Raw genomic sequence first — 26,401 nt, 5'->3', positions numbered from 1 at the left:
AAAAACCGCTCGACGCTCAGCGCCGGGTCTCGGTCTCCAGTCGCTCGACGAAGTCGGCCAGCGGCATGCTGCCCAGATCTTCACCGGAACGGGTACGCACAGAAACGGTCCCTGTTTCTTTCTCGCGGTCACCGACCACGAGGAGATAAGGCACTTTCTGCATCGTATGTTCGCGGATTTTATAGCCGACTTTCTCGTTGCGCAAATCCGATTGTACCCGGAAACCTTTGTCGACAAGGGTTTGCGTTACCTCACGGACATAATCGGCCTGAGCGTCGGTGATATTGAACGCCACCGCCTGCACCGGGGCCAGCCAGGCCGGCAGCAGGCCGGCATGGTGCTCGATCAGGATGCCGATGAAGCGCTCCATCGAACCGACAATGGCCCGATGCAACATCACGGGATGCTGCTTCTGCGAGTGCTCGTCCACGTACTCGGCGTCGAGACGCTCCGGCATCATGAAGTCGACCTGCATGGTGCCGACCTGCCAGGCGCGGCCGATCGAGTCCTTGAGGTGGTATTCGATCTTGGGGGCGTAGAACGCCCCTTCGCCGGGCAATTCCTCCCATTCCACGCCGGCAGCACGCAGCGCGCGGCGCAGCATTTCCTCGGTGCGATCCCAGAATTCGTCGGAACCGATGCGCTTGTCCGGCCGCAGTGCCAGCTTGATCGCCAGGTCGGTGAAGCCGAAGTCGGCATACACCTTCATGGCCTGCAGGTGGAACGCGGTGACTTCCGCCTCGACCTGCTCGGGCGTACAGAAGATGTGGCCGTCGTCCTGGGTGAACGCACGCACGCGCATGATGCCGTGCAGCGCGCCGGACGGCTCGTTGCGATGGCAGCCGCCGAACTCGCCATAGCGGATCGGCAACTCGCGGTAGCTGTGCAGGCCGGTGTTGAACACCTGCACGTGGCCCGGGCAGTTCATCGGCTTCAGCGCGAACGTATGCTTTTCCGACTCGGTGAAGAACATGTTCTCGGCGTAGTTGTCCCAATGCCCGGAGCGCTTCCACAATGACACGTCCAGCACCATCGGGCAGCGCACTTCCTGGTAGCCGCTCTTCTTGTAGACGCCGCGCATGTACTGCTCGACCTGCTGCCAGATCGCCCAGCCGTTCGGATGCCAGAACACCATGCCCGGGCTTTCTTCCTGCTGGTGGAACAGGTCGAGCTGCTTGCCGATCTTGCGGTGGTCGCGCTTCTCGGCCTCTTCCAGCTGGAACAGATAGGCTTTCAGATCCTTGTCGTTGAGCCAGGCGGTGCCGTAGATGCGGCTGAGCATCGCGTTGTTCGAATCGCCGCGCCAATACGCGCCGGCCACCTTCATCAGCTTGAAGGAATGCAGCTTGCCGGTGTTCGGCACGTGCGGGCCGCGGCACAGGTCGGTGAACTCGCCCTGCGAATAAAGCGACAGCGCCTGGTCGGCCGGAATGCCCTCGATGATCTCGGCCTTGTAGCTTTCGCCCAGCCCGCGGAAGAACGCCACCGCCTCGTCGCGCGACTTCACGCTGCGCGTCACCGGCAACTGCTCGGCGACGATCTTGTGCATCTCCGCCTCGATCTTCGGCAGGTCGTCCGGGGTGAACGGACGCTCGTAGGCGAAGTCGTAGTAGAAGCCGTTCTCGATCACCGGTCCGATGGTGACCTGCGCTCCCGGAAACAGCCGTTGCACCGCCTGGCCCATCAGGTGCGCGGTGGAATGGCGCAGGATCTCCAGCGCCTCGGGGCTCTTCTCGGTGACGATCTGCAGGCTGGCGTCGTGCTCGATCGGGAAACTGGCGTCGACCAGCGTGCCGTCGACCTTGCCGGCCAGGGTCGCCTTGGCCAGGCCAGCGCCGATGGAGGCGGCCACGTCCTGCACCGTGACGGGATGGTCGAACGGGCGCCTGCTGCCGTCGGGTAGCGTGATCTCAATCATGGAAGCATTCTCTGAAAAGCAAAAAAGGGCATCCGCCCTTCTTCAACAAAAAAGCACAAGGCGTCGTGAATATCAGCAGGAGCAGCGGGTAGTTGCCATGTCGCACACTCGGCCGGCGTGGCGCGGGCCACCTTGTATCGTGAATAGTGCGAAGACGCTAGTTTAGCTCAAACCCACTGTCAATCTTCACCTGTACGGCCCGGTCACGGGAGCCCGCGATAGAATGCCGGCGCATCCCGAGGACAATCCATGCGCATCCTGGTTACCGGCACAGCCGGCTTCATCGGCGCCGCCCTGGCGCAACGCTTGCTGGCACGCGGCGATGTGGTTCATGGCTTCGACAATCACAACGACTATTACGACCCGGCGCTGAAGGAAGCGCGCCTGGCGCGCTTCATCGACCACCCGAACTACACCCATCAGCGTGGCGACCTTGCCGACGCGACAGCGGTGGACCGCGCCTTCGCTTCGTTCAAGCCGCAGCGGGTGGCGAATCTTGCCGCGCAAGCCGGCGTTCGTTATTCCATCAAGCATCCGCGCGCCTATGTGCAGAGCAACCTGGTCGGCTTCGTCAACATCCTGGAAGGTTGCCGGCAGAACGAGGTCGAGCACCTGGTCTATGCCTCGTCCAGCTCGGTCTACGGCGCGAACCGCAAACTGCCGTTCGCGGTGGAGGATGCGGTCGACCACCCCGTCAGCCTCTACGCCGCAAGCAAGAAGGCGAACGAGCTGATGGCGCATACGTATAGCCATCTATACGGCCTTCCCACTACCGGCCTGCGCTTCTTCACCGTGTACGGGCCATGGGGCCGGCCGGACATGTCGCCGATCCTGTTCGCCGACCGTATCAGCCGCGGCGAACCGATCGACGTGTTCAACCACGGCAACCACAGCCGCGATTTCACCTATATCGACGACATCGTCGAGGGCGTGATCCGGACGCTCGACCACCCCGCCGCACCCGACCCGGCGTACAACGCCGAACTGCCGAATCCGGGTACGTCGAGCGCGCCATATCGCGTCTACAACATCGGCAACGACCAACCCGTGCAGCTGATGCGCTTCATCGAGCTGCTGGAACAGAACCTCGGCCGCACCGTGGAAAAGCGGTTTCTGCCGATGCAGCCTGGCGACGTGCCGGACACTTGGGCCGACGTATCGGCACTGCGCCGCGACGTGGGCTATGCGCCGAATACCTCGATCGAGGATGGGGTGGCGCGCTTCGTCGAGTGGTACCGCGGGTACTACAACTGACGTGCAGGAGCGCACCCTATAGCTGCTTCAAAACGGTTTGGCGATCACCAGGTAGACCACGCCCAGCAGCAACAGCACCGGCAGCTCGTTGAGCCAGCGCAGCGTGCGTGCCGACGGCAACGCAATGCCCTTCGAGCTGCGCTTGAGCATGCGTCCGGCCCACACGAAATACACCAGCAGCACGGCAACCAGGGTCAGCTTGGCGTCGATCCAGTGCATCCCGGCCGTGACATTCGGCAAGCTCTGCGGAAACACCCGCCAGCCCTGCCACAGTGCCAGTCCGAACAGGAACGCGATGCCGAACATGTTGTGGCCGAACTTGTACAGCCGCCGCCCCATCAGTTGCAGCCGCGTCTGCACGGCCGGTTCGTCGGCGGTCTCGGCAAGGTTCACCAGGATCCGCGGCAGGTAGAACACGGTGGCCATCCAGGCGATGACGAACAGCAGATGCAGCGACTTGATCAGCAGGTAGGTCATGACGGATACGGGTGGCCGCTGCAATACGCAGCGGCTGCGATGATAACGCGCGATTGCCCGATCGCATCGAAGCGTTGCTCAATCCTGCGCCGGTCCGATCCGCTGGAGCAATGCCTGCAACAATCGCTCCTGCAGGCCGGCATCGAGCGGCGCATTGTGGCGATCGGTCAGCTGGAAGAAATCCTCCACGCGCTCGCCGAACGTGGCGATGCGCGCATCGTGCACGCGCACTTCGGTACTCAGCATCACCTGTGCCACGGCAGCCAGCAGGCCGGGACGATCGGTGCCGATCAGCGCCAGTTGGGTACGATCGCCAGCAGCGTGGAAGCTGATCTTCGGCGTCATCTGGAAGTGCTTCTGGTGACGCGACATCCCGCGCCTGCTCGGCTGCACGCCGGCGGGCTGAGCCAGCGCGCGTTGCAGCCGTTGCTGCAACTCCTCGGCGCGGGCGATGCTGACCGGCTGCTGGCTGTCGGCGTCGAGCAGCAGGAACGTGTCCAGTGCCATTCCGGTCGGCGAACTGAGGATGCGTGACTCGACCACCGAGAAACGCAACCGGTCGAGCACCGCAGTGACGGTGGCGAACAACCCGTCGCGATCCGGTGCATAAACGAACAGCTCCGTGCTGCCGCGCACCGACAGCGGGTGCACGGCAACCAGCGGCAACACGCCCCGCGCGCGCATGATTGCGCCAGTCTGCCAGGCGATCTGCTCGGGTCGGTGACGCAGGAAACTGAGCTGCGGAAAATCCGCCCAGACCCGCAGGACATCCGCTTCGTCATGTCCTTCGTTCATCAACAGCGCCAGCGCATATTCGGAACATTCATGCACGCGCACACCGATATCGCGCGGCAGTTCCACGTCGCTGCGCAATGCATACCGGGTCGCCACACACAGATCGGACAGCAGCCGATCCTTCCAGCCGTTCCACAATCGCGGGCTGGTGCCGATGATGTCGGCAATGGTCAGCAGGTACAGCCGGCCAAGTCGTTCGCGATCGCCGACGATGTCCGCAAACCGGTGCACGACGTCGGGGTCGGTGATGTCCTGGCGTTGCGCCGTGGTGCTCATCAGCAAATGCCACCGCACCAGCCAGGCGACCCGCTCGACATCACCCGGCGGCAGTTGCAGTCGGGCGCAGAATGCACGCGCATCCTGCTCGCCCAGCATCGAATGATCACCGCCACGACCCTTCGCGATGTCGTGGAACAGCGCGGCCAGCAGCAGTATCTCGGGCTTGGGCAGGCTCGCCCATATTTCGCAGCCGAGCGGAAATTCGCGCTGTGCCGCCGGGTCGGCAAAGCGCGCCATGTTGCGCAGTACGCGCAAGGTGTGTTCGTCGACCGTATAGACGTGGAACAAGTCGTATTGCATGCGCCCGAAGACTTTCCCGAACGCGGGCAGGATCGCCGCCAGCAATCCATGCCGATTCATCCTCCATAACGCCTCCACCGCCACCGCGCCGCGCCGCAGCAGTTGCAGGAATGCCGCCAGAACATCCCCATCGTCGGCCAGCACGCTGGCATGCGCAGCGGTCGCCTGATGGATGCGGCGCATGGTGTCGGCACTGAAACCCAGTACACCCGGCTGATCCAGCCGTGCGATGAAAATCTCGACCAAGGCGGCCGGTCGCCGCATGAAAAGCTGGGGGTCGCGCGCTGCCAGCCGCTGGCCGTAGCGCACGAATTCACGCCCCACGGCCACTGCCTCGCCGGGCGGCTCCAGCATTTCCTCGAAACGCTCGGCAACCTGCACGCCGAGCCGCTCGACCTGGCTGGCGGCGCGGTAATAGCCCTGCATGAACTGCTCGACGCCAAGGTTCTTCTCGTGCTCGTCCTCGAAGCCAAGCCGCGTGGCCAGCGCGCGCTGATAATCGAACAGCAGCCGCTCCTCCGGTCGGCCGGCCTCGAGGTGCAGCGCGTAGCGATAGCGGCGCAAGGTCGCTTCGGACTGTTCCAGCGCGGCCTGTTCGGCCGGGTCGAGCAGCCCCTCCGCCACCATGTCGGACAGGTCGTCCGCGTGCGCCAGCCGCCGCGCCATCCAGCGCAGCGAATCGAGCGTACGCAGGCCGCCCGGGCCATCCTTGAGGTTGGGCTCGAGGTTGTAGGCGGTATCGTCATAGCGCGCATGGCGCGCATCGCGCTCGGCCAGCCGTGCGGCGAGATAGGCCACAGGCGGCCACAACGCGGGGTCGTCCACGATGCTTCGCAAGCGCAGCGCAAACGCCGGATCGCCAGCGAGCCGGCGCGCATCCAGCAGGCTGGTGAATACGCTGGCATCCCGCGCCGCCAACGCGCGGCATTGCGCCGGGTCGCGTACTGCATGGCCGACCTTCAACCCGACATCCCACAACGTGGCGAAAAATTGCTCAAGCGCGCGCAGGCGCGCCGGTTCGGGTGCATTCACCAGCGCCAGCAGGTCCACGTCGGAATAGGGAAACAGCAGGCCCCGACCGAAGCCGCCGACTGCAAACAGCGTCGTCTCGGCGGCCTCGCCGAGACAAGCCGTCCATACATGCGCCACCACTTGCCCGACCAGGTTGCCACGGCGTTGCGCCAGCACACTGGCATCGGCGCCCTGGCGAAATGCGGCCGCCAGGTCCCTGTCGACGTCACCCAGCAACTGCCGCAAGGCGCGGCGGGCTTCGACGGAAACGCCCGAACGAGGCACCGCCACAGGCAGACGCGGCAATGGCGGGAGAGTGATGGCATGCACGGCGTTCACGATACGTCCTGGTGCGGGAGCCGCAGCCTGCACAAAACGGCCAACGATCCCTGCCTGCCACTCCGCTGAGCGCAAGGCCGAAGTCGAAGGACCGACTTACCCCGCATCCGGCCAGGGCGTGAGGATCTCGAAGCCGTCATCGGTCACCGCCAGCGTGTGCTCCCATTGCGCCGATAGCGAATGGTCCTTGGTCACCACGGTCCAGCCGTCCGGCAATTGGCGGGTCTGCGGCTTGCCGGCGTTGATCATCGGCTCGATGGTGAAGGTCATGCCCTTCTTCAACTCGACTCCGGTGCCGGGCTTGCCGTAGTGCAGTACCTGCGGCTCGTCGTGGTAGACCTTGCCGATGCCGTGGCCGCAATACTCCTTGACCACGCTGAAGCCGGCCGCCTCGGCATGCTGCTGGATCGCATGGCCGATATCGCCCAGGGTGGCGCCGGGGCGTACCGCCTGGATGCCGCGCATCATCGCCTCGAAGGTGGTATCGACCAGCCGCCTGGCCAGCACCGACGGCGTGCCGGCGACGTACATGCGGCTCGTGTCGCCGTGCCAGCCATCCTTGATCACGGTGACGTCGAGGTTGACGATGTCGCCGTCCTTGAGCACCTTGCCCTCGTTCGGGATGCCGTGGCAGATCACGTGGTTGACCGAGGTGCACAGGGTCTTGGGGAAGCCGTGGTAGCCGACGTTGGCGGGAATCGCCTTCTGCACGTTGACGATGTGCTCGTAGGCGCGCCGGTCCAGTTCCTCGGTGGTGACCCCGGGCTTGACGTACTCCTTGAGCATGGCCAGCACCTCGGCCGCCAGCTTGCCGGCGACGCGCATGCCTTCGAGGTCTTGCGGGGATTTCAGGGTAATGGCCATCGGTTCCACTCAATATGGCGACAAAGCCCATAAAATCCAGCGACTTGCCGCACCACCGGCGTACCGGCTACAATTTCGGAGTTTTGCAGGACCGACGTATCGGGTTCGATGGTCGGCCAGCGCAAAGCGAACGGGAATTGTAACCCTGTGCGGTACAACACCCAAACCAACGCCACACACGCATCGGCACCGCCTTCGGGGTGCCGCGCCTCGCCCACAAAAAAATCGGGCCAGTCGCGGTCGAAGCCGGGGATGCGTGGAGGTCCCAACCCCCAGGTTCCCTCATGGGAACCGACAATCGGAGCTACACCCATGGCACAAGTCACCATGCGTCAGATGCTGGAAGCCGGCGTCCATTTCGGTCACCAGACCCGTTACTGGAATCCCAAGATGGCCCCGTACATCTTCGGCGCCCGCGGCAAGATCCACATCATCAATCTCGAAAAGACCCTGCCGCTGTTCACCGACGCGATGAATTTCCTGTCGGGCCTGGCGCAGAAGCGCGGCACCATCCTGTTCGTCGGCACCAAGCGTTCGGCCCGCGAGCCGTTGGCCGAAGAGGCCGCACGCGCCGGCATGCCGTTCGTCACCTCGCGCTGGCTCGGCGGCATGCTGACCAACTTCCGCACCGTGAAGCAGTCCGTGTCGCGCCTGAAGGAGCTGGAAGCGGCCGAGACCGACGGCTCGTTCGAGAAGCTGGTCAAGCACGAAGTGCTGGCCCGTCGCCGCGAGCGCGACAAGCTGCAGGCCTCGCTGGGCGGCATCAAGGACATGAACCGTCTGCCCGACGCGCTGTTCGTGATCGACATCGGCCACGAAGACATCGCCGTGCAGGAAGCCAAGAAGCTCGGCATCCCGGTGATCGCCGTGGTCGACACCAACTACAACCCCGAACTGGTCGACTACGCCATCCCGGGCAACGACGACGCGATCCGCGCGATCCAGCTGTACGCACGTGCCGCTGCCGACTCGATCCTGGAAGGCAAGGCCGCTGCGCCGGCTGCAGCCCAGGGCGACGGCAACGACTTCGTCGAGCTGGACGAGGAAGGCAACCCGGTCGCCAAGGTCGATCGCCCGCGCCGCGAGGCTGCCCCGCGCAAGTCCGCTCCACGCCGTGACGGCGGTCGTGACGGCGGCCGTGGTTCGCGCAACGACGGCGCACCGGCCAAGTAATCGCCGCGACGGCGGTCATCAGGCCGCCGTCTGCCCGGCTCAAGATTCATGCGAAATGGCGTTTGCCGCCGTTCCGCCATCCAAGCATTAGAGGACTAACGATGAGCAATATTTCCGCCCAACTGGTCAAGGAGCTGCGCGAGCGGTCCGGCGCCGGCATGATGGAATGCAAGAAGGCGCTGGTCGAGAACAACGGCGACATCGACACCGCGATGGAATGGCTGCGCAAGTCCGGCCTGGCCAAGGCTGACAAGAAGGCCAGCCGCATCGCCGCCGAAGGCCGCATCGTGGCCGCCCAGACCGCCGGCAAGGCCGTGCTGGTCGAGATCAACTGCGAGACCGATTTCGTCGCCAAGGACGCCAGCTTCCTGAAGTTCAGCGACACCGTCGCCGACGTCGCGCTGAATTCCGGCGCCGCCGACATCGACGCGCTGAAGGCTGCCGCCTACCCGGGCGCCGCCAGCGTGGAAGAGGCCGCCAAGGCCCTGATCGCCACCATCGGCGAAAAGATCGACGTGCGCCGCATGGCCCTGGTCGAGAGCAACGGCGTGATCGGCAGCTACATCCACGGCGGTCGCATCGGCGTGCTGGTGGCCCTCAAGGGCGGCTCCGAGGAGCTGGCCAAGGGCATCGCGATGCACGTGGCGGCGATGAACCCGGCGCACATCCGCGCCGAGGATGTCCCGGCCGAATTCCTGGCCAAGGAAAAGGAGATCGCGCTGAGCCTGATGTCCGACAAGGAAAAAGCCAAGCCGGCCGATATCCTCGAGAAGATCGTCGGCGGCAAGGTCAACAAGATCATTTCCGAAGTCACCCTGCTCGGCCAGCCCTATGTGCTGGACACCAACGTGACGGTGGCCGACGCGCTGAAGAAGGAAGGTGCCGACGTCATCTCGGTGGCGCGCCTGGCAGTTGGCGAAGGCATCGAGAAGGTGGAAGAGGATTTCGCCGCCGAAGTGATGAAGCAGGCTGGCTTGAGGTAACCGTCATCCCTGGCGGATAGACCGGCCATCCGTGGCCGGACTATTCAGAAAGGGCAACGCTTCGAAAAGGGCCGCGGGAAACCGCGGCCCTTTTCGTTACCTCAAACCCGCAGGAGCCCGCTCGCGGGCGAGCTTTTTTCGGATATGTGAAGAAGGGCATCGCCCGCCAGCAGGCTCCTGCACATGACAGGGTCGCCACCATCCGCGCAGGCAACGCACTCAACAGCGAGCACTGCCGCTACAATGCACCGGTTTGCCCCACACAATCCGGAGAATCCATGAGCGACCAGCCCAAGTATCAGCGCATCCTGCTCAAGCTCTCCGGTGAAGCCCTGATGGGCGAGGCCGATTACGGCATCGATCCGAAAGTGATCGGCCGGCTCGCTGACGAGATCATCGAGGTGCAGAAGACCGGCGTGCAGATCGGCATCGTGATCGGCGGCGGCAACATCTTCCGCGGCGCCGGACTCGCTGCCGCCGGCATGGACCGGGTCACCGGCGACCACATGGGCATGCTGGCCACGGTAATGAACGCACTGGCGATGCAGGATGCGATCGAAAAACGTGGCGGCTTCGCCCGCGTCACCAGCGCGATCCAGATCCACGACGTGGCCGAGGATTACATCCGCCGCCGCGCGATACGGCATATCGAGAAGGGCCGCATCGTGCTGTTCGCGGCCGGCACCGGCAACCCGTTCTTCACCACCGATTCGGCGGCTGCCTTGCGTGCAGTCGAGATCGGTGCGGACCTGCTGCTGAAGGCGACCAAGGTCGATGGCGTCTACACGGCCGACCCGGCCAAGGATGCCAGCGCCACCCGCTACGACCGGCTCGGCTATGACGACGTGATCGAGCGCAAGCTGGCCGTGATGGACACCGCCGCGATCGCCTTGTGCCGCGACCAGCAGATGCCGCTGCGCATCTACGACATGACGGTGCCCGGCAACCTGATGCGGATCATGCAGGGTGAATCGATCGGCACCCTGGTCGACGGCGGCTGAACGCTTCGCGGCAGGCCTGCTGCCGCACCACTGCTATAATCAAATGTTGCCGGATTCACCAGGAAACGCCACATGCTCAATGACATCAAGAACGATGCCCAGACCCGCATGGGCAAGAGCATCGAATCGCTCAAGCACGACCTCACCCGCATCCGCACCGGCCGCGCCAGCACCGCGCTGGTGGACGGCATCAAGGTGTCGTACTACGGCTCGGACATGCCGCTGACCCAGGTTGCGTCGGTGTCGTTGTCCGACGCGCGCACCATCATCATCACGCCATGGGAAAAGACCATGGTGGCGCCGATCGAGAAGGCGCTGATGGCGTCGGACCTGGGCATCACGCCGACGACCGCCGGCACCGTGATCCGCCTGAACATGCCCGCGCTCACCGAGGAGCGTCGCCGCGAGCTGGCCAAGCACGTGGCCCATGAAGGCGAGAACGCCAAGATCGCTATCCGCAACGTGCGACGCGATGCCCTTCAGCAGGTCAAGGAGTTGCTGAAGGAAAAGCTGATCACCGAGGATGACGACCGCCGCACCGACGACGAGATCCAGAAACTCACCGACCGTGCGGTGAAGGATGTCGACGTCGTGGTCAAGGCGAAGGAAGAGGAGCTGATGGCGCTCTGAGCGCCATCGTCTTTCGCATGACCGGCGCCGAAGCCGCCAGGGTTCCGCGCCACATCGCCATCGTCATGGACGGCAATGGCCGCTGGGCCAAGGCGCGTCATCGCCCGCGCAGTTTTGGTCACAACGCCGGCCGCAAGGCAGTGCGCGAAGTGATCGAGGCATGCCTGCGCGAAGGCGTGCAGGCCCTGACCTTGTTCGCTTTTTCCAGTGAGAACTGGCAGCGCCCGCAAGAGGAAGTCGGCGCGCTGATGAGCCTGTTCGTGCGCGCGCTGGACAAGGAAGTGGACGAATTGCACGGCCATGGGGTGCGCCTGCGTTTCATCGGCGACCTGGGCGCGTTCGACAACGCCTTGCGCCAACGCATGCAGGCCGCGATGACCCGTACCGCGGGCAACGACAAGCTGCAGGTGAACATCGCCGTGAGCTACGGCGGCCGCTGGGACATCGTGCAGGCCAGCCGCCAGGCCGCTGCCGCCGTGGCGCGTGGCGAGCTGCGCGCTGACGAGATCGACGAGGCCCGGCTGGGCCAGTGGATGAGCCTGGCCGAGTTGCCTCCGCTGGACCTGTTCATCCGCACCGGCGGCGAATGCCGGGTCAGCAACTTCCTGCTGTGGCAGGTCGCCTACGCCGAACTGTACTTTACCGATACCTTGTGGCCCGATTTCGACCAGGCTTGCCTGCGCCGGGCCATCGAAGACTATGCCCGCCGCGAGCGCCGTTACGGTCGCACCGGCGAGCAGGTCACTGCCCTTTCCTGAGGATTCCCATGCTGCTTCAGCGCGTTCTCACCGCCATGGTACTCGCGCCACTGGCGATCCTGCTCATCCTGCTGCCGCCGACCGCGATCTTCGCGGCCATCGTCGCGCTGGCCTTTCTTGCCGCGCTGTGGGAATGGACCGAATTGAGCGGCTTGAAGAGCCGCGCGTGGCGCGCCGGCCTGCTGGTCGTGGCAGCCGGCGTGTTCGCCTTGCTGTGGTCCGTCCACGCCACCGCGTTCACCCCATGGCTGCTGGCCGCCGGCGTTGCGTGGTGGGCGCTGGCCTGCCTGTGGCTGCGCCATTTCGCCTACGCCGCCGCGCCCACCCGTGAAAATCTGGCGCTGAAGCTGCTTGCCGGTGCGTTCGTGATCTTCCCGGCCTGGGTCGCGCTGGCGAGCATCCACGCCAGGGAACCCCACGGCCACTGGTGGACACTGCTGGCCGTAGTGATCGTGTGGGGCTCCGACATTGGTGCGTATTTCAGCGGCCGCGCGTTCGGCAAGCGCAAACTGGCACCGCAGATCAGCCCCGGCAAGACCTGGGCCGGCGCCTATGGCGCGATGCTCGTCGGCGTGCTGATCGCCGAACTCGGCGGCTGGCTGCTCGGCGTGCGTGGCGCCCAACTGTTGGCGTTGGCGTTGCTGGCAGCGGTCACGGTGGCGATCTCGATCGTCGGCGACCTGCTCGAAAGCCTGATGAAGCGGCATGCCCAGGTGAAGGATTCGGGCACCATCTTTCCCGGCCATGGCGGCCTGATGGATCGACTGGACAGCGTGTTTGCAGCGCTGCCGGTGTTCGCCGCCGGCCTGCTGTTGCTGGATATCTGAAGATGCACAAGGTTGCCGTTCTCGGCGCCACCGGCTCCATCGGTGGCAGTACGCTCGACGTGATCGCGCGCCATCCGCAGCGCTTTCGCGCCACGGTGCTGACTGCCCATCGGCAAGTGGAGGCACTCGTCGACCTTTGTGCCAGGCACCATCCGGAGCTGGCGGTGATCGCCGACCCGTCGCTGGAAGCCGAGCTGGCACGCCGCCTGGCGGCCGCCGGCGTCCGTTGCGAGGTAGCCAGCGGCCATGCCGCACTGACCGCCGCGGCATCGGGCAACCTGTGCGACACCGTGGTCGCCGCTATCGTCGGCGCTGCCGGACTGGACTCCACGCTTGCCGCCGCACGCACGGGCAAGCGCCTGCTGCTGGCCAACAAGGAATCCATCGTGATGGCGGGCTCGCTGCTGCTCGAAGCGGTGGCCCTCGGCGGCGGCGCACTCATTCCGGTCGATTCCGAACACAACGCGATCTTCCAGTGTTTGCCGGGCGGTCGCCCCGACCTGCACCGCAGCGGCGTGCGTCGGCTGATCCTGACCGCCTCTGGCGGCCCGTTTCGCGGCCGCACGCGCGCCGAACTGGCCGGCATCACGCCGGAGCAGGCGTGCAAGCATCCGAACTGGGTGATGGGGCGCAAGATCTCGGTGGACTCGGCCACGTTGATGAACAAGGGCCTGGAAGTCATCGAGGCGCACCACCTGTTCGGCGCGCCGGCCGATGCCATCGACGTGGTGGTGCACCCGCAGAGCCTGGTGCATTCGATGGTCGAGTACGTTGACGGCTCGGTGCTGGCCCAGTTGGGCAATCCGGACATGCGCACCGCGATCGCACATGCGCTGGCCTGGCCGGAACGGGTCGACTCGGGCGTGCCGTCGCTGGATCTGTCCGCCTGCGCGCCACTGCAGTTCGAACAACCGGACCTGGCCACGTTCCGCTGCCTGGCGCTCGCGTTTCAGGCATTGCGCGCCGGTGGTGATGCGCCGGCCGTGCTGAATGCCGCCAACGAGGTGGCGGTAGAGGCCTTCCTGGCCGGCGCGCTGCCGTTCCTGTCGATCGCCGATGTCGTGGAAGCGGTGCTTGCGGAACTGCCGGCCCAAGCCGTGGTCGATGTTGGGTCTCTTTGTGAACGCGACCGTATTGCCCGGGAGGCGGCCCGCCGCGTGCTGCGCAATGCTTGCTGATATTCTTGCCCTGATGACTTCGACTTACGACACTTGATGACTTCCTTCTTCGGCCCGGTGTTCTGGTTGCTGGTCACGCTGGGCGTGCTGGTGACCTTTCATGAATTCGGCCACTACTGGGTCGCGCGTCGTTGCGGGGTCAAGGTGCTGCGCTTTTCGGTCGGCTTCGGCAAGGCGATCTGGAAGCGCGTGGGCCGCGACGGCACCGAATACTGGATCGCCGCCATCCCGCTGGGCGGTTACGTCAAGATGCTCGATGCACGCGAGGGCGAAGTCGACCCGGCCCTGCGCGATCAGGAGTTCACCGGCAAGTCGGTGTGGAAACGCATCGCCATCGTGGCTGCCGGGCCGGGCTTCAACCTGATCTTCACCGTGGTCGCGTTCTGGCTGATGTTCATGTTGGGACGCCCTGACGTGGCCCCGGTGGTTACCGCCACGCCGCACAGCCTTGCAGCCAAGGCCGGCATCCAGCCGGGCGATCGCATCCTCAGCATCGATGGCCGAGCGATCCCGACCTTTACCGATTCGATGGATGCGGTGGCCAATGCCTTGCTCGGACGCAAGCCGCTGCCGCTGACCGTACGCGGCAGCGATGGCGTTCAGCGGCAACTGGTGCTGCCGCTGAACGAGCTGCCGCCCGGCCAGGACGTAGGCCAGTATCTGGGCATACTGGGGCTGCAACTGGCACCGCCACCGGCCGTCGCCGCCACGGTCATGGCCGGGCAACCGGCAGCATTGGCCGGCATGCAGGGTGGCGATCGGATCGTCAGCGTCAATGGCCAGCCAGTCAGCGATTTCATCGCCTTCGGCAAGAAGGTACAGGCCGCCGCGATCAAGTCGCCGCAGCTGGCCATCGTCGTCGAACGCGCAGGCCAGCCGCTGCAACTTCATGTCACCGCAAGGTGGGAGTCGCTGGAAGGCCAGCCACCGAAATGGGTGATGGGCGTCGCTGCCCCACCGGCCGAGCCGGCCACCATCCACTACGGTCCGCTGAGGGCGCTGCAGGCTTCGCTCGGCACCACCTGGCGCAACACCACGCAGACGTTCGGCATGCTCGGCAAGATGCTCACCGGCGAAGCCTCGACCAGAAACCTGTCCGGCGTCATCGGCATTGCCGAAGTGGCCAATGCGTCGGCCAACATGGGGCTGCCGTGGTTCCTGCAGTTCCTGGCGCTGGTGTCGTTGAGTCTGGGCATACTCAACCTTTTGCCGATCCCGATTCTGGATGGCGGGCACCTGCTGTATTATCTTGTCGAATTGATCAAAGGCAGCCCGGTCAGCGAACAGACGATGGTCGTCGGCCAGTACATCGGCATGGCGTTGCTGTTCGGCTTGATGGGGCTGGCGTTCTACAACGACATCCACCGCATGCTGCTGTCGTGACACGGATGACCGGCGCCGGCAGCATGCCAATGACACTTCAGTCAGCGCCATTTGCGGCCCGGCGCCCTGATGTGTCACACGAAGTGCTCCTGCGGAGTACGGATTTTCTTTCGAGGCAGGGCCTGTCCCTGCCTCATATGTTGATCGGGGCGGCCGCACTGGTCGCCCCATCGAAATAACCCTACGGAATCGACGATGAAGCGTATCGCCGCGCTGATCCTGCTTGCCTCCCTCTCCGCCAATGCGTTTGCATTCGACCCGTTCGTGGTGTCGGACATCCGCATCGACGGTCTCAGCCGCATTTCCGCCGGTACCGTTTACAACTACCTGCCCGTCAACAAGGGCGAGCGGTTGACCAACGAGGAAGCCCAGCGGGCCATTCGCGCGCTTTACCAGACCAAGTTCTTCAGCGACGTGGAGTTCGATCGCGAAGGCGACATCCTGGTGATCAAGGTGGTCGAGCGCCCGTCGATCGCGAAACTGACCCTGCGCGGCAACAAGGACATCAAGACGGACGACCTGAAGAAGGGCCTGAAAGACATCGGCCTGTCCGAGGGCGAGACTTTCGACCGGCTGGCGCTGGACAACGTGCAGCAGGAACTGATCCGGCAGTACTACAACCGCGGCAAGTACAACGTGTCGGTCGACCCGCACGTGACCAAGCTCGATCGCAACCGCGTCGCGGTCGAGATCGAGATCCGCGAAGGCAAGGCAGCCAAGATCAAGGAGCTGAACATCCTTGGCAACCATGCGTTCAGCGACAAGCAGATCCGCAAGGATTTCGAGTCGGACACCAGCAACCTGATGTCGTGGTATTCGAAGGACGACCAGTATTCGCGCGAAAAGCTCTCCGGCGACCTGGAGAAACTGCAGTCCTACTACATGGATCGCGGCTATGCCGATTTCGGTGTCGATTCCACCCAGGTGTCGATCGCCCCCGACAAGCGCGCGATGTACATCGACGCCAGCATCAAGGAAGGCGAAATCTACAAGATCGCCGACGTCAAGCTGCTCGGCACGCTGATCCTGCCTGAGTCCACGCTGCGCCAGCTGGTGTTCGTCAAGGACGGCGACACCTTCAACCGTGCCGCGATCGAGGCAAGCACGAAGTCGATAAAGGCGATCCTGGCGAACATCGGCTATGCCTACGCCAAGGTCACGCCGATCCCGAAGCTGGACAAGGACAAGCGCACCGTCGACCTGACCCTGTTCATCGAGCCGGGTCAGCGCGTTTACGTGCGCAGGGTGGTGTTCCAGGGCAATACCCGCACCGAAGACGGCGTGTTGCGCCGCGAGATGCGGCAGCTGGAGGGGTCCTGGTATTCGCAGGCGGCGATCGACCGCTCGAAGATCCGCCTGCAACGGCTGGGTTATTTCAAGACCGTGGATATCGACAAGAAGCTGGTGCCCGGAACGCAGGACAAGGTCGACGTCACCGTCAAGGTCGTCGAGCAGTCCGCCGGCAGCCTGCAGTTCGGTGTGGGTTATTCGCAGTACTCCGGCATGATCCTGAATGCCTCGGTGTCGCAGAACAACCTGTTCGGCAGCGGCGACAGCTTCTCGATCAGTGGCGAACGCAGCAGCTACTACACCCGCTTCTCGACCAACTACTACAACCCGTACCTGACCGACAGCGGCATCGGCATCGGCTACAACGCCAGCTACTCGAAGGCCGATTTCGGCAATACCGATTACGCCAACTACGCCACCAGCACGAAAAGCTTCGCCAGCTACCTCGGCATCCCGATCACCGAGACCGACGGCGTACGCGTGGGCCTGGGCGTCAGCAGCAACAAGGTCAACCTGGTCCCCGGCTACAGTCCGCGATCGCTGATGGATTACCAGAACCAGATCGGCAACAAGACCATCCACTCATGGACCGGCACGCTGGGCTGGAACCACGATACCCGCAACGGTTACTGGGCTCCGACCCGTGGTGGATTGATCTCCGCCTCGGCCGACGTCGCCCTGCCCGGCTCCACCGTGCAGTACTGGAAACTGACCGCGGAAGCGAATCACTACTGGCCGATCGGCAAGGGTTTCGTGCTGTACCTGGACGGCCAGCTCGGCTACGGCAAGACCTTTGGCAAGAACGGCATCAGCGACGCGGATTTCGACGCCCTGAAAGTCGCCGCCCTGGCGCAGGACCCCACGCATGTCCTCACCGACATGCGCCAGGATTTCCCGTTCTGGCAGAACTTCCGCTCTGGCGGCGTACGTGACGTGCGCGGCTTCCAGGACGACACGCTGGGGCCGCGTGTCTGCATTGACGGCAGCGCGCCGGCAGCCAACGGGTCGTGCCTCGGCGGTTATTACGCGCAGCCGATCGGCGGCGCGTTCAAGGTGCTCGGTACGGCCGAGTTGTACCTGCCGCTGCCGTTCCTGAAAAATACCAATACCGCACGCGTGTCGCTGTTCGTGGATGCCGGCAACGTCTACAAGGACTACCAGAGCTTCAATGCCAGCACGCTGCGTGCGTCGGCCGGCATCTCGCTGCATTGGCAGGCGCCGATCGGGCCGCTGATCATCAGCCTGGCCACGCCGTTCCGCTCGCAGCCGGGCGACAGTCACTACGAGGAACGCATCCAGTTCACCTTCGGCAGCCAGTTCTGATCAGGGTGGACTGATCCGCGCGCACTGGTCAGCCGGCGCGATCACCCAGAAGCCGGGAAAGCACCGGAAAGCGCGGCCATGCCGCGCTTTCTTTTGCTGCGCTGGCGCGCTGCGCCGTGCGCCGCCACCCTCTACAATGACTGGCAGACCCGGGAGCAAGCATGAGCACAGTCAACTACACCGTGGCCGAGCTGGCCGAGCGATTCGGTCTGACCTTCAAGGGTGACGGGGCGCGTGTCATCGACGGTGTCGGCACCCTGGCCGGCGCCGGCCCCGGTCAGCTGAGCTTCCTCTCCAACAGCAAGTACACCGCCCAACTGGCCGACACGCGCGCCGGCGCTGTGGTACTGCGCGAGGGCGATCTCGCCAGTTGCCCGGTCCCTGCGCTGATTGCCGCCGACCCGTACGTCAGCTATGCGCTCATCGCCGCCCTGTTCGAACGCCTGCCCGCGGCGCCAGCCGGCATCCACCCCAGTGCGGTGGTCGCCGCCAGTGCGCGCATCAGCGTCCGCGCCAGCATCGGCGCGTGCTGTGTGATCGGCGATCGTGCGGTGGTGGAGGACGATGCCGTACTGGGCCCGCACTGCATCATCGGTGACGACTGCACCGTCGGTGCGCAATCCCGCCTGGTTGGCAGGGTCACCCTGGTCACCCGCGTCACTCTCGGCAAGCGGGTACTGGTGCACCCGGGCGCGGTGATCGGCTCGGACGGTTTCGGCCTCGCCTTCGACAAGGACCACTGGATCAAGCTGCCGCAACTCGGCGGCGTGCGCATCGGCGACGACTGCGAGATCGGCGCCAACACCACGATCGACCGCGGCGCGCTGGACGATACCGTGCTGGAAGAAGACGTGCGCCTGGACAACCAGATCCAGATCGCCCACAACGTGCACGTCGGCGCGCATACCGCGATGGCAGGCTGCGCCGCGGTGGCCGGCAGCGCGAAGATCGGCCGCTACTGCATGATCGGCGGCAACGCCGGCGTGCTCGGCCATCTCGAACTGGCTGACCGGGTTACCATTACCGCCAAGAGCCTGGTTACGCATTCGATCCGCGAGCCTGGCGAATATTCATCCGGCGTGCCACTGCAGGAGAACCGTCAGTGGCGGAAGAATGCGGCGCGCTTCAAGCATCTGGACGAGTACGCGCGCCGGTTGTCGGCGCTGGAGAAGGGCAGCAACAATGAGTGAGAAAAAAGGCGTCATGCCATTGCCGATCAATGTGGAGCAGATCCAGGACCTGCTGCCGCACCGCTACCCGTTCCTGCTGGTCGACCGGGTGATCGAGATCGTACCGAATGTCAGCGTGGTCGCATTGAAGAACGTGACCATCAACGAGCCGTTCTTCAACGGGCACTTTCCCGGCCACCCGGTGATGCCCGGCGTGCTGATCGTCGAGGCGATGGCGCAAAGCGCAGGCCTGCTGACCCAGATCAGCCGCCGCATCAACGGCGACAAGGGCAACCCGCTGTTCTATCTGGTCAAGGTGGACAATGCACGCTTCAGTGCACCGGTGGTTCCCGGTGACCAGTTGCGCCTCGAGGTGACCCAGAAGCGACTGGTCCGCGGCATGGGCCTGTTCATCGCGCGCACTCTGGTCGATGGCAAGGAAGTGGCCAGTTGCGAGCTGATGTGCGCCGCGAGGGCCGACAAATGATCCAGCCCGCTTCGATCCACCCCACGGCACAGATCGATCCTTCCGCCGTCATCGGCAACAACGTCAGCATCGGCGCCTACAGCGTGATCGGTGCAGAGGTGGAAATCGGCGACGGCACGGTGATCGGCCCGCATGTGGTGATCGAAGGACCCACCCGGATCGGCCGCGACAACCGCATCACCCAATTCGCCTCGCTTGGCGGTGCGCCGCAGGACAAGAAGTTCGCAGGCGAACGCACCGAGCTGGTGATCGGCGACCGCAACCTGATCCGCGAATTCGCCACCATCAACCGCGGCACCGGCGACGGCGGTGGCATTACCCGCATCGGCAACGACAACTGGGTGCTGGCCTACGTGCACGTCGCACACGACTGCCAGATCGGCAACAACGTCGTGTTCTCCAATTACTCGGCACTGGCCGGACACGTGGAAATCGGCGACTGGACCATCCTTTCCGGCTATTCCGGCGTGCACCAGTTCTGCAAGGTAGGCGCCCACGCGTTCATCGGCATGGGCTGTCTGGTCGGCCACGACGTGCCACCGTTCGTGACGATGGCCAACGAACAACGGGGTCGCCCCCGCGGCATCAACAGCGAAGGGTTGAAGCGCCGCGGCTTCGACGCCGTGCGCATCGCCGCGATCAAGCGCGCCTACCGCACCCTGTACATGGCCGGTCTGTCGCTGCCCGAAGCGCGCGAAAAACTCGCCGAGCAGGCACGCGAAAGCTCTGACGTGCGCGCGATGCTGGACTTCCTCGATCACAGCGAACGCTCGCTGGCGCGATAAGCGCATCGCGCTTATCGCGAAATCGACCTTGAGCTCTGCTCTGGTTTCCACGGGAGGCGACATGCAAAACACCGACGCCTCCGGCAGTCCCCTGATCGCCATCCTCGCCGGCGAAGACTCCGGCGACCAGCTCGGCGCCGACCTGGTCATCGCGCTGCGCCAGCGCTACCCGCAGGCGCGTTTCGTCGGCATCGGCGGCGCCCGCATGCAAGGCGAAGGCTTCGAGTCCTGGTACGACATCCGCGAGCTCTCGCTGTTCGGCTTCAGCGAAGTGATCAGCCATCTGCCGCGGCTGCTGCGCCTGCGCAAGGCGCTGGTCACCCGGCTGCGTGAGGCGAAGCCCGCCGTCGTGATCGGCATCGACGCACCCGACTTCAACCTCGGCGTGGAACAGCGCCTGAAACAGGCTGGCCTGCTCACCGTGCACTACGTCAGTCCGTCGGTCTGGGCCTGGCGCGAAAAACGCGCTGAAAAGATCGGCCGCAGCGCCCATCGCATACTGTGCTTGTTCCCGATGGAGCCGGCGATCTACGCGAAGCATGGCATCGACGCCCGTTTCGTCGGCCATCCGCTGGCCGACCGCTTCGCCCTGGTGTCCGATCGCGTCGGCGCACGCGATGCACTGCAGTTGCCGCAGCAGGCACCGGTGCTGGCCGTACTGCCCGGCAGCCGCCTGTCCGAGCTGGCCCTGCTCGGGCAGGTCTTCATCGATGCTGCGATACGCGTGGCCGCGGCCGTGCCTGGCCTGCGCATCGTGATCCCGGCCGCCAACCCGCGGGTGCTCGCCAGGCTGCGGCAGCTGCTGGCAAACGTCCCACGCAACGAGAGCGCGCCGCTGCTGCTGGACGGCCATGCCCACGAGGCGATGCTGGCCGCCGACATCGTGATGCTTGCCTCCGGCACCGCCACGCTGGAGGCGATGCTGGCCAAGCGCCCGATGGTGGTTGGCTATCGGGTTGCCCCGCTCAGCTATCACATCGCCCGTGCGCTGAAGATGCTGAAAACCGATGTCTACGCGCTGCCCAACATCCTGGCACGCGCCAGCGGCCTCGGCGACGACCTGCTGGTGCCCGAGCTGATGCAGGACCAATGCACCGCCGAGAACCTGGCCGCCGCCACCCTGGCGCTGTTCCGCGACAGCGAACGCCGCGGCCACATCGTCGCCGCGTTCGAGCAATTGCATCACGCCCTGCGCGGCGGACTCGAAGGTCATGCCGGCGATCTTGCCGCGGCAGCGATAGCGGAGTTGATCGACGCTCGCGAGCAGGCCGATGACTGAGCTTCTCGCGGGCAAACGTCACTCACATCGATCCTCTCTCCGGGGGGGAGAGGAGGCCAACGCAAGCAGCGTGCTCATGGCCGGGGTGGACGAAGCCGGGCGCGGTCCGCTGGCCGGGCCACTGGCGGTGGCCGCGGTGATCCTCGATCCGGCGCGGCCGATCGCCGGACTCGACGATTCCAAGAAACTCAGCGAGGCCAAACGCGAGGCGTTGTATCCGCAGATCATCGAATGCGCGCTGGCTTATTGCGTGGTGCTGATCGACGTGGAGGAGATCGATCGCATCAATATTTTCCAGGCCACCATGGCCGGCATGAGCCGCGCCTTGCGCGGGTTGCCCATGGCGGCCCACGAAGCATGGATCGACGGCAACCAGTTGCCGAAGGATCTCCCCTGCCGGGGCCGCGCAATCATCGGCGGCGACGCGCTGGAGCCCGCCATCAGCGCCGCCTCGATCCTGGCCAAGGTCAGCCGCGACCGCCTGATGGTGAGCATGGATGCGATGTATCCCGGCTATGGCTTCGCCTCCCACAAGGGCTATGCCACGCCAATGCACCTGGACGCACTGCAGCACCTGGGCCCGTGTGCACAACATCGGCGCAGCTTCGCGCCGGTGCGGCTCATGCTCGATCAGATGACCCTTTTCTGATCGCACCCCGCATCCGCGCCGCCGCCATCGCAAGGCAGATGAGATTTGCCATCTAGCCCATTCGTCTATGCAACTTTTCCTCGCGCAGGCGCATCATTCGCTACAGGAACAACGTCAGCAGGGACGCGCCAGAAATACCGGCCAGTCCTCACCCTGACCCGGCCGGCGCCTCACAGAGAACCCAGGGAGTCGTGCCATGATGATCCCCAACAAACAGCCACTCGCCGAGCCCGTGATGCCGGCAGCCAACAACACCCCGCCAGTTGCTGAATCGGCTGTGGTCGATGAAGACGGCTTGACGCACTCCGACTACAACCTGCTCCCGCTCGCGGTACGCAGCCTCGACCACTACGTGGCCCGCGAGGACGAAGGCGAACGTTTCCACATTCGCTGACAGCGGGGCAGCCATCACGGCCTGATGGCATCGGTCCGGCGACGGGCATCCGCAGCGCTCGTCGCCAGGCAATCGGAGACTTGCCGAACGAAACGCAGGAGTCATGCGCGATATCCGCGTGCGCAACGCCAGCGGAGTCGATGACCCGGCAAACCAGGGCTTGCACGTTGACGTGCAACGGTTCGCGCAATGACCGCCGAAGTCAATCTTGCCGCTGTGCCGGACGCCGGTTAGCCTGCACGGACTCACCGTGTAAACCTGCATGACCGTCCGTTACACCCACCTGCACCTGCACAGCGAATATTCGCTGGTCGATTCGACCATCCGCATCAAGGCGCTGGTCGCCGCCTGCGTGCGCGACGGCATCCCGGCCGTGGCGCTGACCGACGACAGCAACATGTTCGCGCTGGTGAAGTTCTACAAAGCCTGCAACGCGGCCGGGATCAAGCCGATCGGCGGCTGCGACTTGCGGATCTCCGCGCTGGACGACCCGCGTCCATGGCGACTTGCCCTGCTGTGCCAGGACCGCGACGGCTACCTGAATCTCTCGCGCCTGGTCTCGCGCGCGTGGCAGGAGGGCCAGCACGGCGGCCACGCACTGGTCGATGCGTCGTGGCTGACGCCCGACGCCACCAGTGGCCTGATCGCCCTCCTCGGCCGCGACAGCGAAGTCGGGCGCATCGCGACGAACCAGGGCATCGATGCGGCACTGACGAAGCTGCGCCCGTTGACGCGATTGTTCCCGGATCGGCTGTACCTGGAGTTGACCCGCTGCGGCCGCGATGGTGAGGAAAACTGGAACACCGCCGCGCTGGCGCTGGCCGCCGAACTCGGTTTGCCGGTACTGGCCAGCAACGACGTGCGCTTTCTCAAGCAGGACGACTTCGGTGCACACGAGGCACGCGTGTGCATCAACCAGGGCCGCGTGCTGGCCGATCCGAAACGCCCGCGCGAATACAGCGACCAGCAATACCTGAAGACGCCCGAGGAAATGGCCGCGCTGTTCGCGGATCTTCCCGAGGCGCTGGAAAACACCGTCGAGCTGGCCAAGCGCTGCACGCTGGAGCTGAAGTTCGGCACTTACTACCTGCCCGACTTCCCGGTGCCCGACGGGCACGACCTCAACAGCCACATCCGCGAACTCTCGCGGCAGGGCCTGCGCGAACGACTGGCCAGTGCGCCGCTGGCCGCCGACCACACCCTGGCCGACTACGAGGCACGGCTGGAACGCGAGCTCGACGTCATCATCGAGATGGGCTTCCCCGGCTACTTCCTGATCGTGGCGGACTTCATCAACTGGGGCAAACAGAACGGCATCCCGGTCGGTCCAGGCCGCGGTTCCGGTGCCGGTTCGCTGGTCGCCTGGGCGCTGAAGATCACCGACCTCGATCCGCTGCAATTCAACCTGCTGTTCGAGCGCTTCCTCAACCCCGAACGCGTGTCGATGCCCGACTTCGACATCGACTTCTGCATGGACCGCCGCGACGAGGTGATCGACTACGTGGCGCGCAAGTACGGCCGCGACCGCGTCAGCCAGATCATCACCTACGGCTCGATGGCGGCCAAGGCGGTGCTGCGCGACTCCGGCCGCGTGCTCAGCATGCCGTACGGCCAGGTCGACCGGCTGGCCAAGATGGTGCCGCCGCGACCGCTCGACCTGACGCTTTCCGACGCGCTGGGTCGTTCGGAAAAATCGAAGAAAGAGACCGACCGCGTCGTCAAGGAATTCTGCGAAACCTACGAACAGGACGAAGAAGCGCGCGCGCTGATCGACCTGGCGCTGAGCCTGGAAAACCTCACCCGCAACGCCGGCAAGCATGCCGGCGGCGTGGTGATCGCGCCGAGCCCGCTGACCGATTTCGCGCCGCTGTACTGCGAAGCCGGCGGCGGCGGCGTGGTGACCCAGTACGACAAGGACGACGTCGAGGCCGTCGGCCTGGTGAAGTTCGACTTCCTCGGCCTGCGCACACTGACCATCATCGACTGGGCAGTGAAGGCGATCAACGCGCGCCGCGCGAAGACCGGCGAGGCAGCGCTGGACATCTCGGCGTTGCCGCTGGACGACCCGGCGCCGTACGAGCTGCTGAAGAAGGCGCAGACCGTCGCCGTATTCCAGCTCGAATCCTCCGGCATGCAGCGCATGCTGAAGGACGCGAAACCCGACCGCTTCGAGGACATCATCGCGCTGGTCGCGCTGTACCGCCCCGGCCCGATGGACCTGATCCCCAGCTTCGTGGCGCGCAAGCACGGCCGCGAGGAAGTGGAGTATCCCGACCCGCGCGTCGAGCCGATCCTGAAAGAGACCTACGGCATCATGGTCTACCAGGAGCAGGTGATGCAGATGGCGCAGATCGTGGGCGGCTACTCGCTCGGCGGCGCCGACCTGCTGCGCCGCGCGATGGGCAAGAAGAAGCTCGAGGAGATGGCGAAGGAGCGCGCCAAGTTCCGCGAGGGTGCGGCGAAGGATGGCCTGACTGGCGAGAAGGCCGACTCGATCTTCGACCTGATGGAGAAATTCGCCGGCTACGGCTTCAACAAGTCGCACGCCGCCGCTTATGCGCTGGTCTCCTACCAGACCGCCTGGCTGAAGGCGCATTACCCGGCCGAATTCATGGCCGCGACGATCTCCTCGGACATGGACAACACCGACAAGGTGGTGACCTTCCTCGACGAATCGCGCGCCATCGGCATCACCGTGCAGCCGCCGGACGTCAACGCGTCCGAGTACATGTTCGTCGCGGTCGAACCGGACACGTTGTCTGCCGCGTCGCGCCAGGGCGCTCGCACGATCCAGTACGGCCTCGGCGCGATCAAGGGTGTCGGCCAGGGTGCCTGCGAAGCGATCGTGGCCGAACGCGCCCACGGCAAGTACACCGACCTGGCCGACTTCTGCCGCCGCGTCGATCCCACCAAGCTCAACCGCCGCGTGCTGGAAGCGTTGATCATGGCCGGCGCGCTGGACGCGCTGGCGGCAAACCGCGCCAGCCTGATGCTGCAGTTGCCCGATGCGATCAAGGCCGCCGAACAACATCTGCGCGACAAGCAGTCCGGCCAGAACGACATGTTCGGCGCCGCCATGGGCAGCACCACGCCGGTACTGAAGATCGACCTGCCGACCGTGCCGGAATGGCCGCTGGAGCAGAAGCTGCAGGGCGAGCGCGACACCCTCGGTCACTATCTGTCCGGCCATCCCACCGATCCGTGGAAGGACGAGCTGGCACAGTTGTCGACTTGCCCGCTCGGCGAGATCGTCGACCGTTACCAGCCGCCGAAGCCGCGCAAGAACGACGACGGCGACAACAACCGTTTCCGCCGCGGCCCCGACACGCCATGGACCGTCGCCGGCATGGTCACCGCCGTGCGCAAGCGCGGCGACAGCGACGCCTTCGTGCGGCTGGAAGACGGCAGCGGCATCATCGAGGTGAGCTTCTTCGGCGAGCTGTACCAGCAGATCGCACCGCTGCTCACCCGCGACCAGATGCTGATCGTCGATGGCGGCCTGCGCATCGACGACTTCTCCGGCGGCGGTTTCCAGCTGCGCGCACGCAGCGCTATGTCACTGGCCGACGCCTGCCGCAAACACGCACGCCTGCTGCAACTGAAATTGAACGGCATCGGCCCCGACTTCGTCGGCCAGCTGCAACACGCACTGGCCGGCTACCGCGGCGGCCGTGCCAGCGTGACCCTGCACGGCTACCGCAACCGCAACGCCCAGGCCGACCTCGAACTCGGCGAAGCCTGGCGCGTCGACGCCATCCCCGACCTGCTGCGCAGCGTCCGCGCCCTGCCGGGCGTACAGGCCGCAAGGCTGCGCATCGTCAAGCAGCAGGATTGAACTTGCGCATCCGTGGGAGC

Annotated in this window: 21 protein-coding genes; 17 read left to right on the top strand and 4 right to left on the bottom strand. The window is 65.0% G+C overall.

Going from position 1 to position 26,401, the window contains the following annotated elements; genetic code table 11:
- Nucleotides 1-16 precede the first annotated feature (16 nt).
- Nucleotides 17-1,918 carry a threonine--tRNA ligase gene (thrS, locus tag CIW53_RS08365; RefSeq protein ID WP_149364267.1) on the bottom strand — a complete coding sequence of 634 codons (1,902 nt, stop codon included), beginning with the start codon at nucleotides 1,916-1,918 and terminating at the stop codon, nucleotides 17-19.
- A 249-nt stretch (nucleotides 1,919-2,167) separates the two neighbouring features.
- Between thrS and CIW53_RS08360 the strand changes: the two genes are divergently transcribed.
- Nucleotides 2,168-3,172 carry an NAD-dependent epimerase gene (locus CIW53_RS08360; protein ID WP_149364266.1) on the top strand — a complete coding sequence of 335 codons (1,005 nt, stop codon included), beginning with the start codon at nucleotides 2,168-2,170 and terminating at the stop codon, nucleotides 3,170-3,172.
- Nucleotides 3,173-3,199: 27 nt separating this feature from the next.
- Here the strand turns inward: CIW53_RS08360 and CIW53_RS08355 are convergent, their stop codons facing one another.
- From CIW53_RS08355 to map, 3 genes are all read right to left on the bottom strand, one after another.
- On the bottom strand, nucleotides 3,200-3,649 hold the full coding sequence (locus tag CIW53_RS08355; protein ID WP_149364265.1) for a CopD family protein: 450 nt from the start codon (nucleotides 3,647-3,649) through the stop codon (nucleotides 3,200-3,202).
- A gap of 78 nt (nucleotides 3,650-3,727) precedes the next feature.
- Entirely contained in the window at nucleotides 3,728-6,373 is a 2,646-nt protein-coding gene (gene glnD, locus CIW53_RS08350) for a [protein-PII] uridylyltransferase (RefSeq protein ID WP_242451829.1), read from the bottom strand.
- A 96-nt stretch (nucleotides 6,374-6,469) separates the two neighbouring features.
- A complete protein-coding gene (gene map / locus CIW53_RS08345) occupies nucleotides 6,470-7,237 on the bottom strand; it encodes a type I methionyl aminopeptidase (protein ID WP_149364264.1) in 768 nt (255 codons plus the stop codon).
- A gap of 312 nt (nucleotides 7,238-7,549) precedes the next feature.
- Between map and rpsB the strand changes: the two genes are divergently transcribed.
- The 16 genes from rpsB to dnaE all read left to right on the top strand — a co-directional run bounded on the left by rpsB (nucleotide 7,550) and on the right by dnaE (nucleotide 26,381).
- Nucleotides 7,550-8,410, top strand: a complete 861-nt coding sequence (gene rpsB / locus CIW53_RS08340; protein ID WP_149364263.1) for a 30S ribosomal protein S2 — start codon at nucleotides 7,550-7,552, stop codon at nucleotides 8,408-8,410.
- A gap of 101 nt (nucleotides 8,411-8,511) precedes the next feature.
- Nucleotides 8,512-9,393 carry a translation elongation factor Ts gene (tsf, locus tag CIW53_RS08335; protein WP_149364262.1) on the top strand — a complete coding sequence of 294 codons (882 nt, stop codon included), beginning with the start codon at nucleotides 8,512-8,514 and terminating at the stop codon, nucleotides 9,391-9,393.
- A 278-nt stretch (nucleotides 9,394-9,671) separates the two neighbouring features.
- A complete protein-coding gene (gene pyrH / locus CIW53_RS08330; protein WP_149364261.1) occupies nucleotides 9,672-10,394 on the top strand; it encodes a UMP kinase in 723 nt (240 codons plus the stop codon).
- A 72-nt stretch (nucleotides 10,395-10,466) separates the two neighbouring features.
- Entirely contained in the window at nucleotides 10,467-11,024 is a 558-nt protein-coding gene (gene frr / locus CIW53_RS08325) for a ribosome recycling factor (protein ID WP_149364260.1), read from the top strand.
- A gap of 17 nt (nucleotides 11,025-11,041) precedes the next feature.
- Nucleotides 11,042-11,782, top strand: coding sequence for a polyprenyl diphosphate synthase (uppS, locus tag CIW53_RS08320; protein ID WP_149364259.1), 741 nt, complete (start codon nucleotides 11,042-11,044; stop codon nucleotides 11,780-11,782).
- A gap of 8 nt (nucleotides 11,783-11,790) precedes the next feature.
- Nucleotides 11,791-12,609, top strand: coding sequence for a phosphatidate cytidylyltransferase (locus tag CIW53_RS08315; RefSeq protein WP_149364258.1), 819 nt, complete (start codon nucleotides 11,791-11,793; stop codon nucleotides 12,607-12,609).
- A 2-nt stretch (nucleotides 12,610-12,611) separates the two neighbouring features.
- Nucleotides 12,612-13,787 (top strand): 1-deoxy-D-xylulose-5-phosphate reductoisomerase, encoded by a 1,176-nt coding sequence (locus CIW53_RS08310; RefSeq protein ID WP_149364257.1) that lies wholly within the window; start codon nucleotides 12,612-12,614, stop codon nucleotides 13,785-13,787.
- A gap of 36 nt (nucleotides 13,788-13,823) precedes the next feature.
- Nucleotides 13,824-15,170 (top strand): RIP metalloprotease RseP, encoded by a 1,347-nt coding sequence (gene rseP / locus CIW53_RS08305; protein ID WP_149364256.1) that lies wholly within the window; start codon nucleotides 13,824-13,826, stop codon nucleotides 15,168-15,170.
- A 195-nt stretch (nucleotides 15,171-15,365) separates the two neighbouring features.
- Nucleotides 15,366-17,783 carry an outer membrane protein assembly factor BamA gene (gene bamA / locus CIW53_RS08300; RefSeq protein WP_149364255.1) on the top strand — a complete coding sequence of 806 codons (2,418 nt, stop codon included), beginning with the start codon at nucleotides 15,366-15,368 and terminating at the stop codon, nucleotides 17,781-17,783.
- A gap of 161 nt (nucleotides 17,784-17,944) precedes the next feature.
- Nucleotides 17,945-18,973 (top strand): UDP-3-O-(3-hydroxymyristoyl)glucosamine N-acyltransferase, encoded by a 1,029-nt coding sequence (gene lpxD / locus CIW53_RS08295; protein ID WP_149364254.1) that lies wholly within the window; start codon nucleotides 17,945-17,947, stop codon nucleotides 18,971-18,973.
- Nucleotides 18,966-19,439, top strand: a complete 474-nt coding sequence (gene fabZ / locus CIW53_RS08290; RefSeq protein WP_149364253.1) for a 3-hydroxyacyl-ACP dehydratase FabZ — start codon at nucleotides 18,966-18,968, stop codon at nucleotides 19,437-19,439. Before lpxD ends, fabZ begins: the two co-directional genes overlap by 8 nt.
- Nucleotides 19,436-20,224, top strand: coding sequence for an acyl-ACP--UDP-N-acetylglucosamine O-acyltransferase (lpxA, locus tag CIW53_RS08285; protein WP_149364252.1), 789 nt, complete (start codon nucleotides 19,436-19,438; stop codon nucleotides 20,222-20,224). The genes fabZ and lpxA overlap by 4 nt, the downstream gene beginning before the upstream one ends.
- Nucleotides 20,225-20,285: 61 nt before the next feature.
- Nucleotides 20,286-21,503, top strand: coding sequence for a lipid-A-disaccharide synthase (lpxB, locus tag CIW53_RS08280; RefSeq protein WP_149364251.1), 1,218 nt, complete (start codon nucleotides 20,286-20,288; stop codon nucleotides 21,501-21,503).
- 76 nt (nucleotides 21,504-21,579) lie between these two features.
- A complete protein-coding gene (gene rnhB, locus CIW53_RS08275) occupies nucleotides 21,580-22,152 on the top strand; it encodes a ribonuclease HII (RefSeq protein ID WP_242451828.1) in 573 nt (190 codons plus the stop codon).
- Nucleotides 22,153-22,348: 196 nt separating this feature from the next.
- Nucleotides 22,349-22,546 (top strand): hypothetical protein, encoded by a 198-nt coding sequence (locus CIW53_RS08270; protein WP_149364249.1) that lies wholly within the window; start codon nucleotides 22,349-22,351, stop codon nucleotides 22,544-22,546.
- 262 nt (nucleotides 22,547-22,808) lie between these two features.
- Complete coding sequence (gene dnaE / locus CIW53_RS08265; protein ID WP_149364248.1) at nucleotides 22,809-26,381, top strand: DNA polymerase III subunit alpha; 3,573 nt, start codon at nucleotides 22,809-22,811, stop codon at nucleotides 26,379-26,381.
- The last annotated feature ends 20 nt before the right edge of the window (nucleotides 26,382-26,401 follow it).

Source organism: Rhodanobacter sp. T12-5 (assembly GCF_008329435.1).
In the GTDB taxonomy this organism is placed as follows: Bacteria; Pseudomonadota; Gammaproteobacteria; order Xanthomonadales; family Rhodanobacteraceae; genus Rhodanobacter.
The sequence above is the reverse complement of the archived record's forward strand: the minus strand, read 5'-3'. Positions and strand labels throughout refer to the sequence as shown.

Excerpts from the sequence above, each read along its gene's own strand:
- CIW53_RS08315 (WP_149364258.1), top strand. The coding sequence starts at position 11,791 with ATGCTGCTTCAGCGCGTTCTCACCGCCATGGTACTCGCGCCACTGGCG.
- thrS (WP_149364267.1), bottom strand. The coding sequence starts at position 1,918 with ATGATTGAGATCACGCTACCCGACGGCAGCAGGCGCCCGTTCGACCAT.
- dnaE (WP_149364248.1), top strand. The coding sequence starts at position 22,809 with ATGACCGTCCGTTACACCCACCTGCACCTGCACAGCGAATATTCGCTG.
- rnhB (WP_242451828.1), top strand. The coding sequence starts at position 21,580 with ATGGCCGGGGTGGACGAAGCCGGGCGCGGTCCGCTGGCCGGGCCACTG.
- frr (WP_149364260.1), top strand. The coding sequence starts at position 10,467 with ATGCTCAATGACATCAAGAACGATGCCCAGACCCGCATGGGCAAGAGC.
- CIW53_RS08310 (WP_149364257.1), top strand. The coding sequence starts at position 12,612 with ATGCACAAGGTTGCCGTTCTCGGCGCCACCGGCTCCATCGGTGGCAGT.
- pyrH (WP_149364261.1), top strand. The coding sequence starts at position 9,672 with ATGAGCGACCAGCCCAAGTATCAGCGCATCCTGCTCAAGCTCTCCGGT.
- fabZ (WP_149364253.1), top strand. The coding sequence starts at position 18,966 with ATGAGTGAGAAAAAAGGCGTCATGCCATTGCCGATCAATGTGGAGCAG.
- bamA (WP_149364255.1), top strand. The coding sequence starts at position 15,366 with ATGAAGCGTATCGCCGCGCTGATCCTGCTTGCCTCCCTCTCCGCCAAT.
- lpxD (WP_149364254.1), top strand. The coding sequence starts at position 17,945 with ATGAGCACAGTCAACTACACCGTGGCCGAGCTGGCCGAGCGATTCGGT.
- uppS (WP_149364259.1), top strand. The coding sequence starts at position 11,042 with ATGACCGGCGCCGAAGCCGCCAGGGTTCCGCGCCACATCGCCATCGTC.
- map (WP_149364264.1), bottom strand. The coding sequence starts at position 7,237 with ATGGCCATTACCCTGAAATCCCCGCAAGACCTCGAAGGCATGCGCGTC.
- lpxB (WP_149364251.1), top strand. The coding sequence starts at position 20,286 with ATGCAAAACACCGACGCCTCCGGCAGTCCCCTGATCGCCATCCTCGCC.
- lpxA (WP_149364252.1), top strand. The coding sequence starts at position 19,436 with ATGATCCAGCCCGCTTCGATCCACCCCACGGCACAGATCGATCCTTCC.
- CIW53_RS08270 (WP_149364249.1), top strand. The coding sequence starts at position 22,349 with ATGATGATCCCCAACAAACAGCCACTCGCCGAGCCCGTGATGCCGGCA.
- tsf (WP_149364262.1), top strand. The coding sequence starts at position 8,512 with ATGAGCAATATTTCCGCCCAACTGGTCAAGGAGCTGCGCGAGCGGTCC.
- rseP (WP_149364256.1), top strand. The coding sequence starts at position 13,824 with ATGACTTCCTTCTTCGGCCCGGTGTTCTGGTTGCTGGTCACGCTGGGC.
- CIW53_RS08355 (WP_149364265.1), bottom strand. The coding sequence starts at position 3,649 with ATGACCTACCTGCTGATCAAGTCGCTGCATCTGCTGTTCGTCATCGCC.
- CIW53_RS08360 (WP_149364266.1), top strand. The coding sequence starts at position 2,168 with ATGCGCATCCTGGTTACCGGCACAGCCGGCTTCATCGGCGCCGCCCTG.
- rpsB (WP_149364263.1), top strand. The coding sequence starts at position 7,550 with ATGGCACAAGTCACCATGCGTCAGATGCTGGAAGCCGGCGTCCATTTC.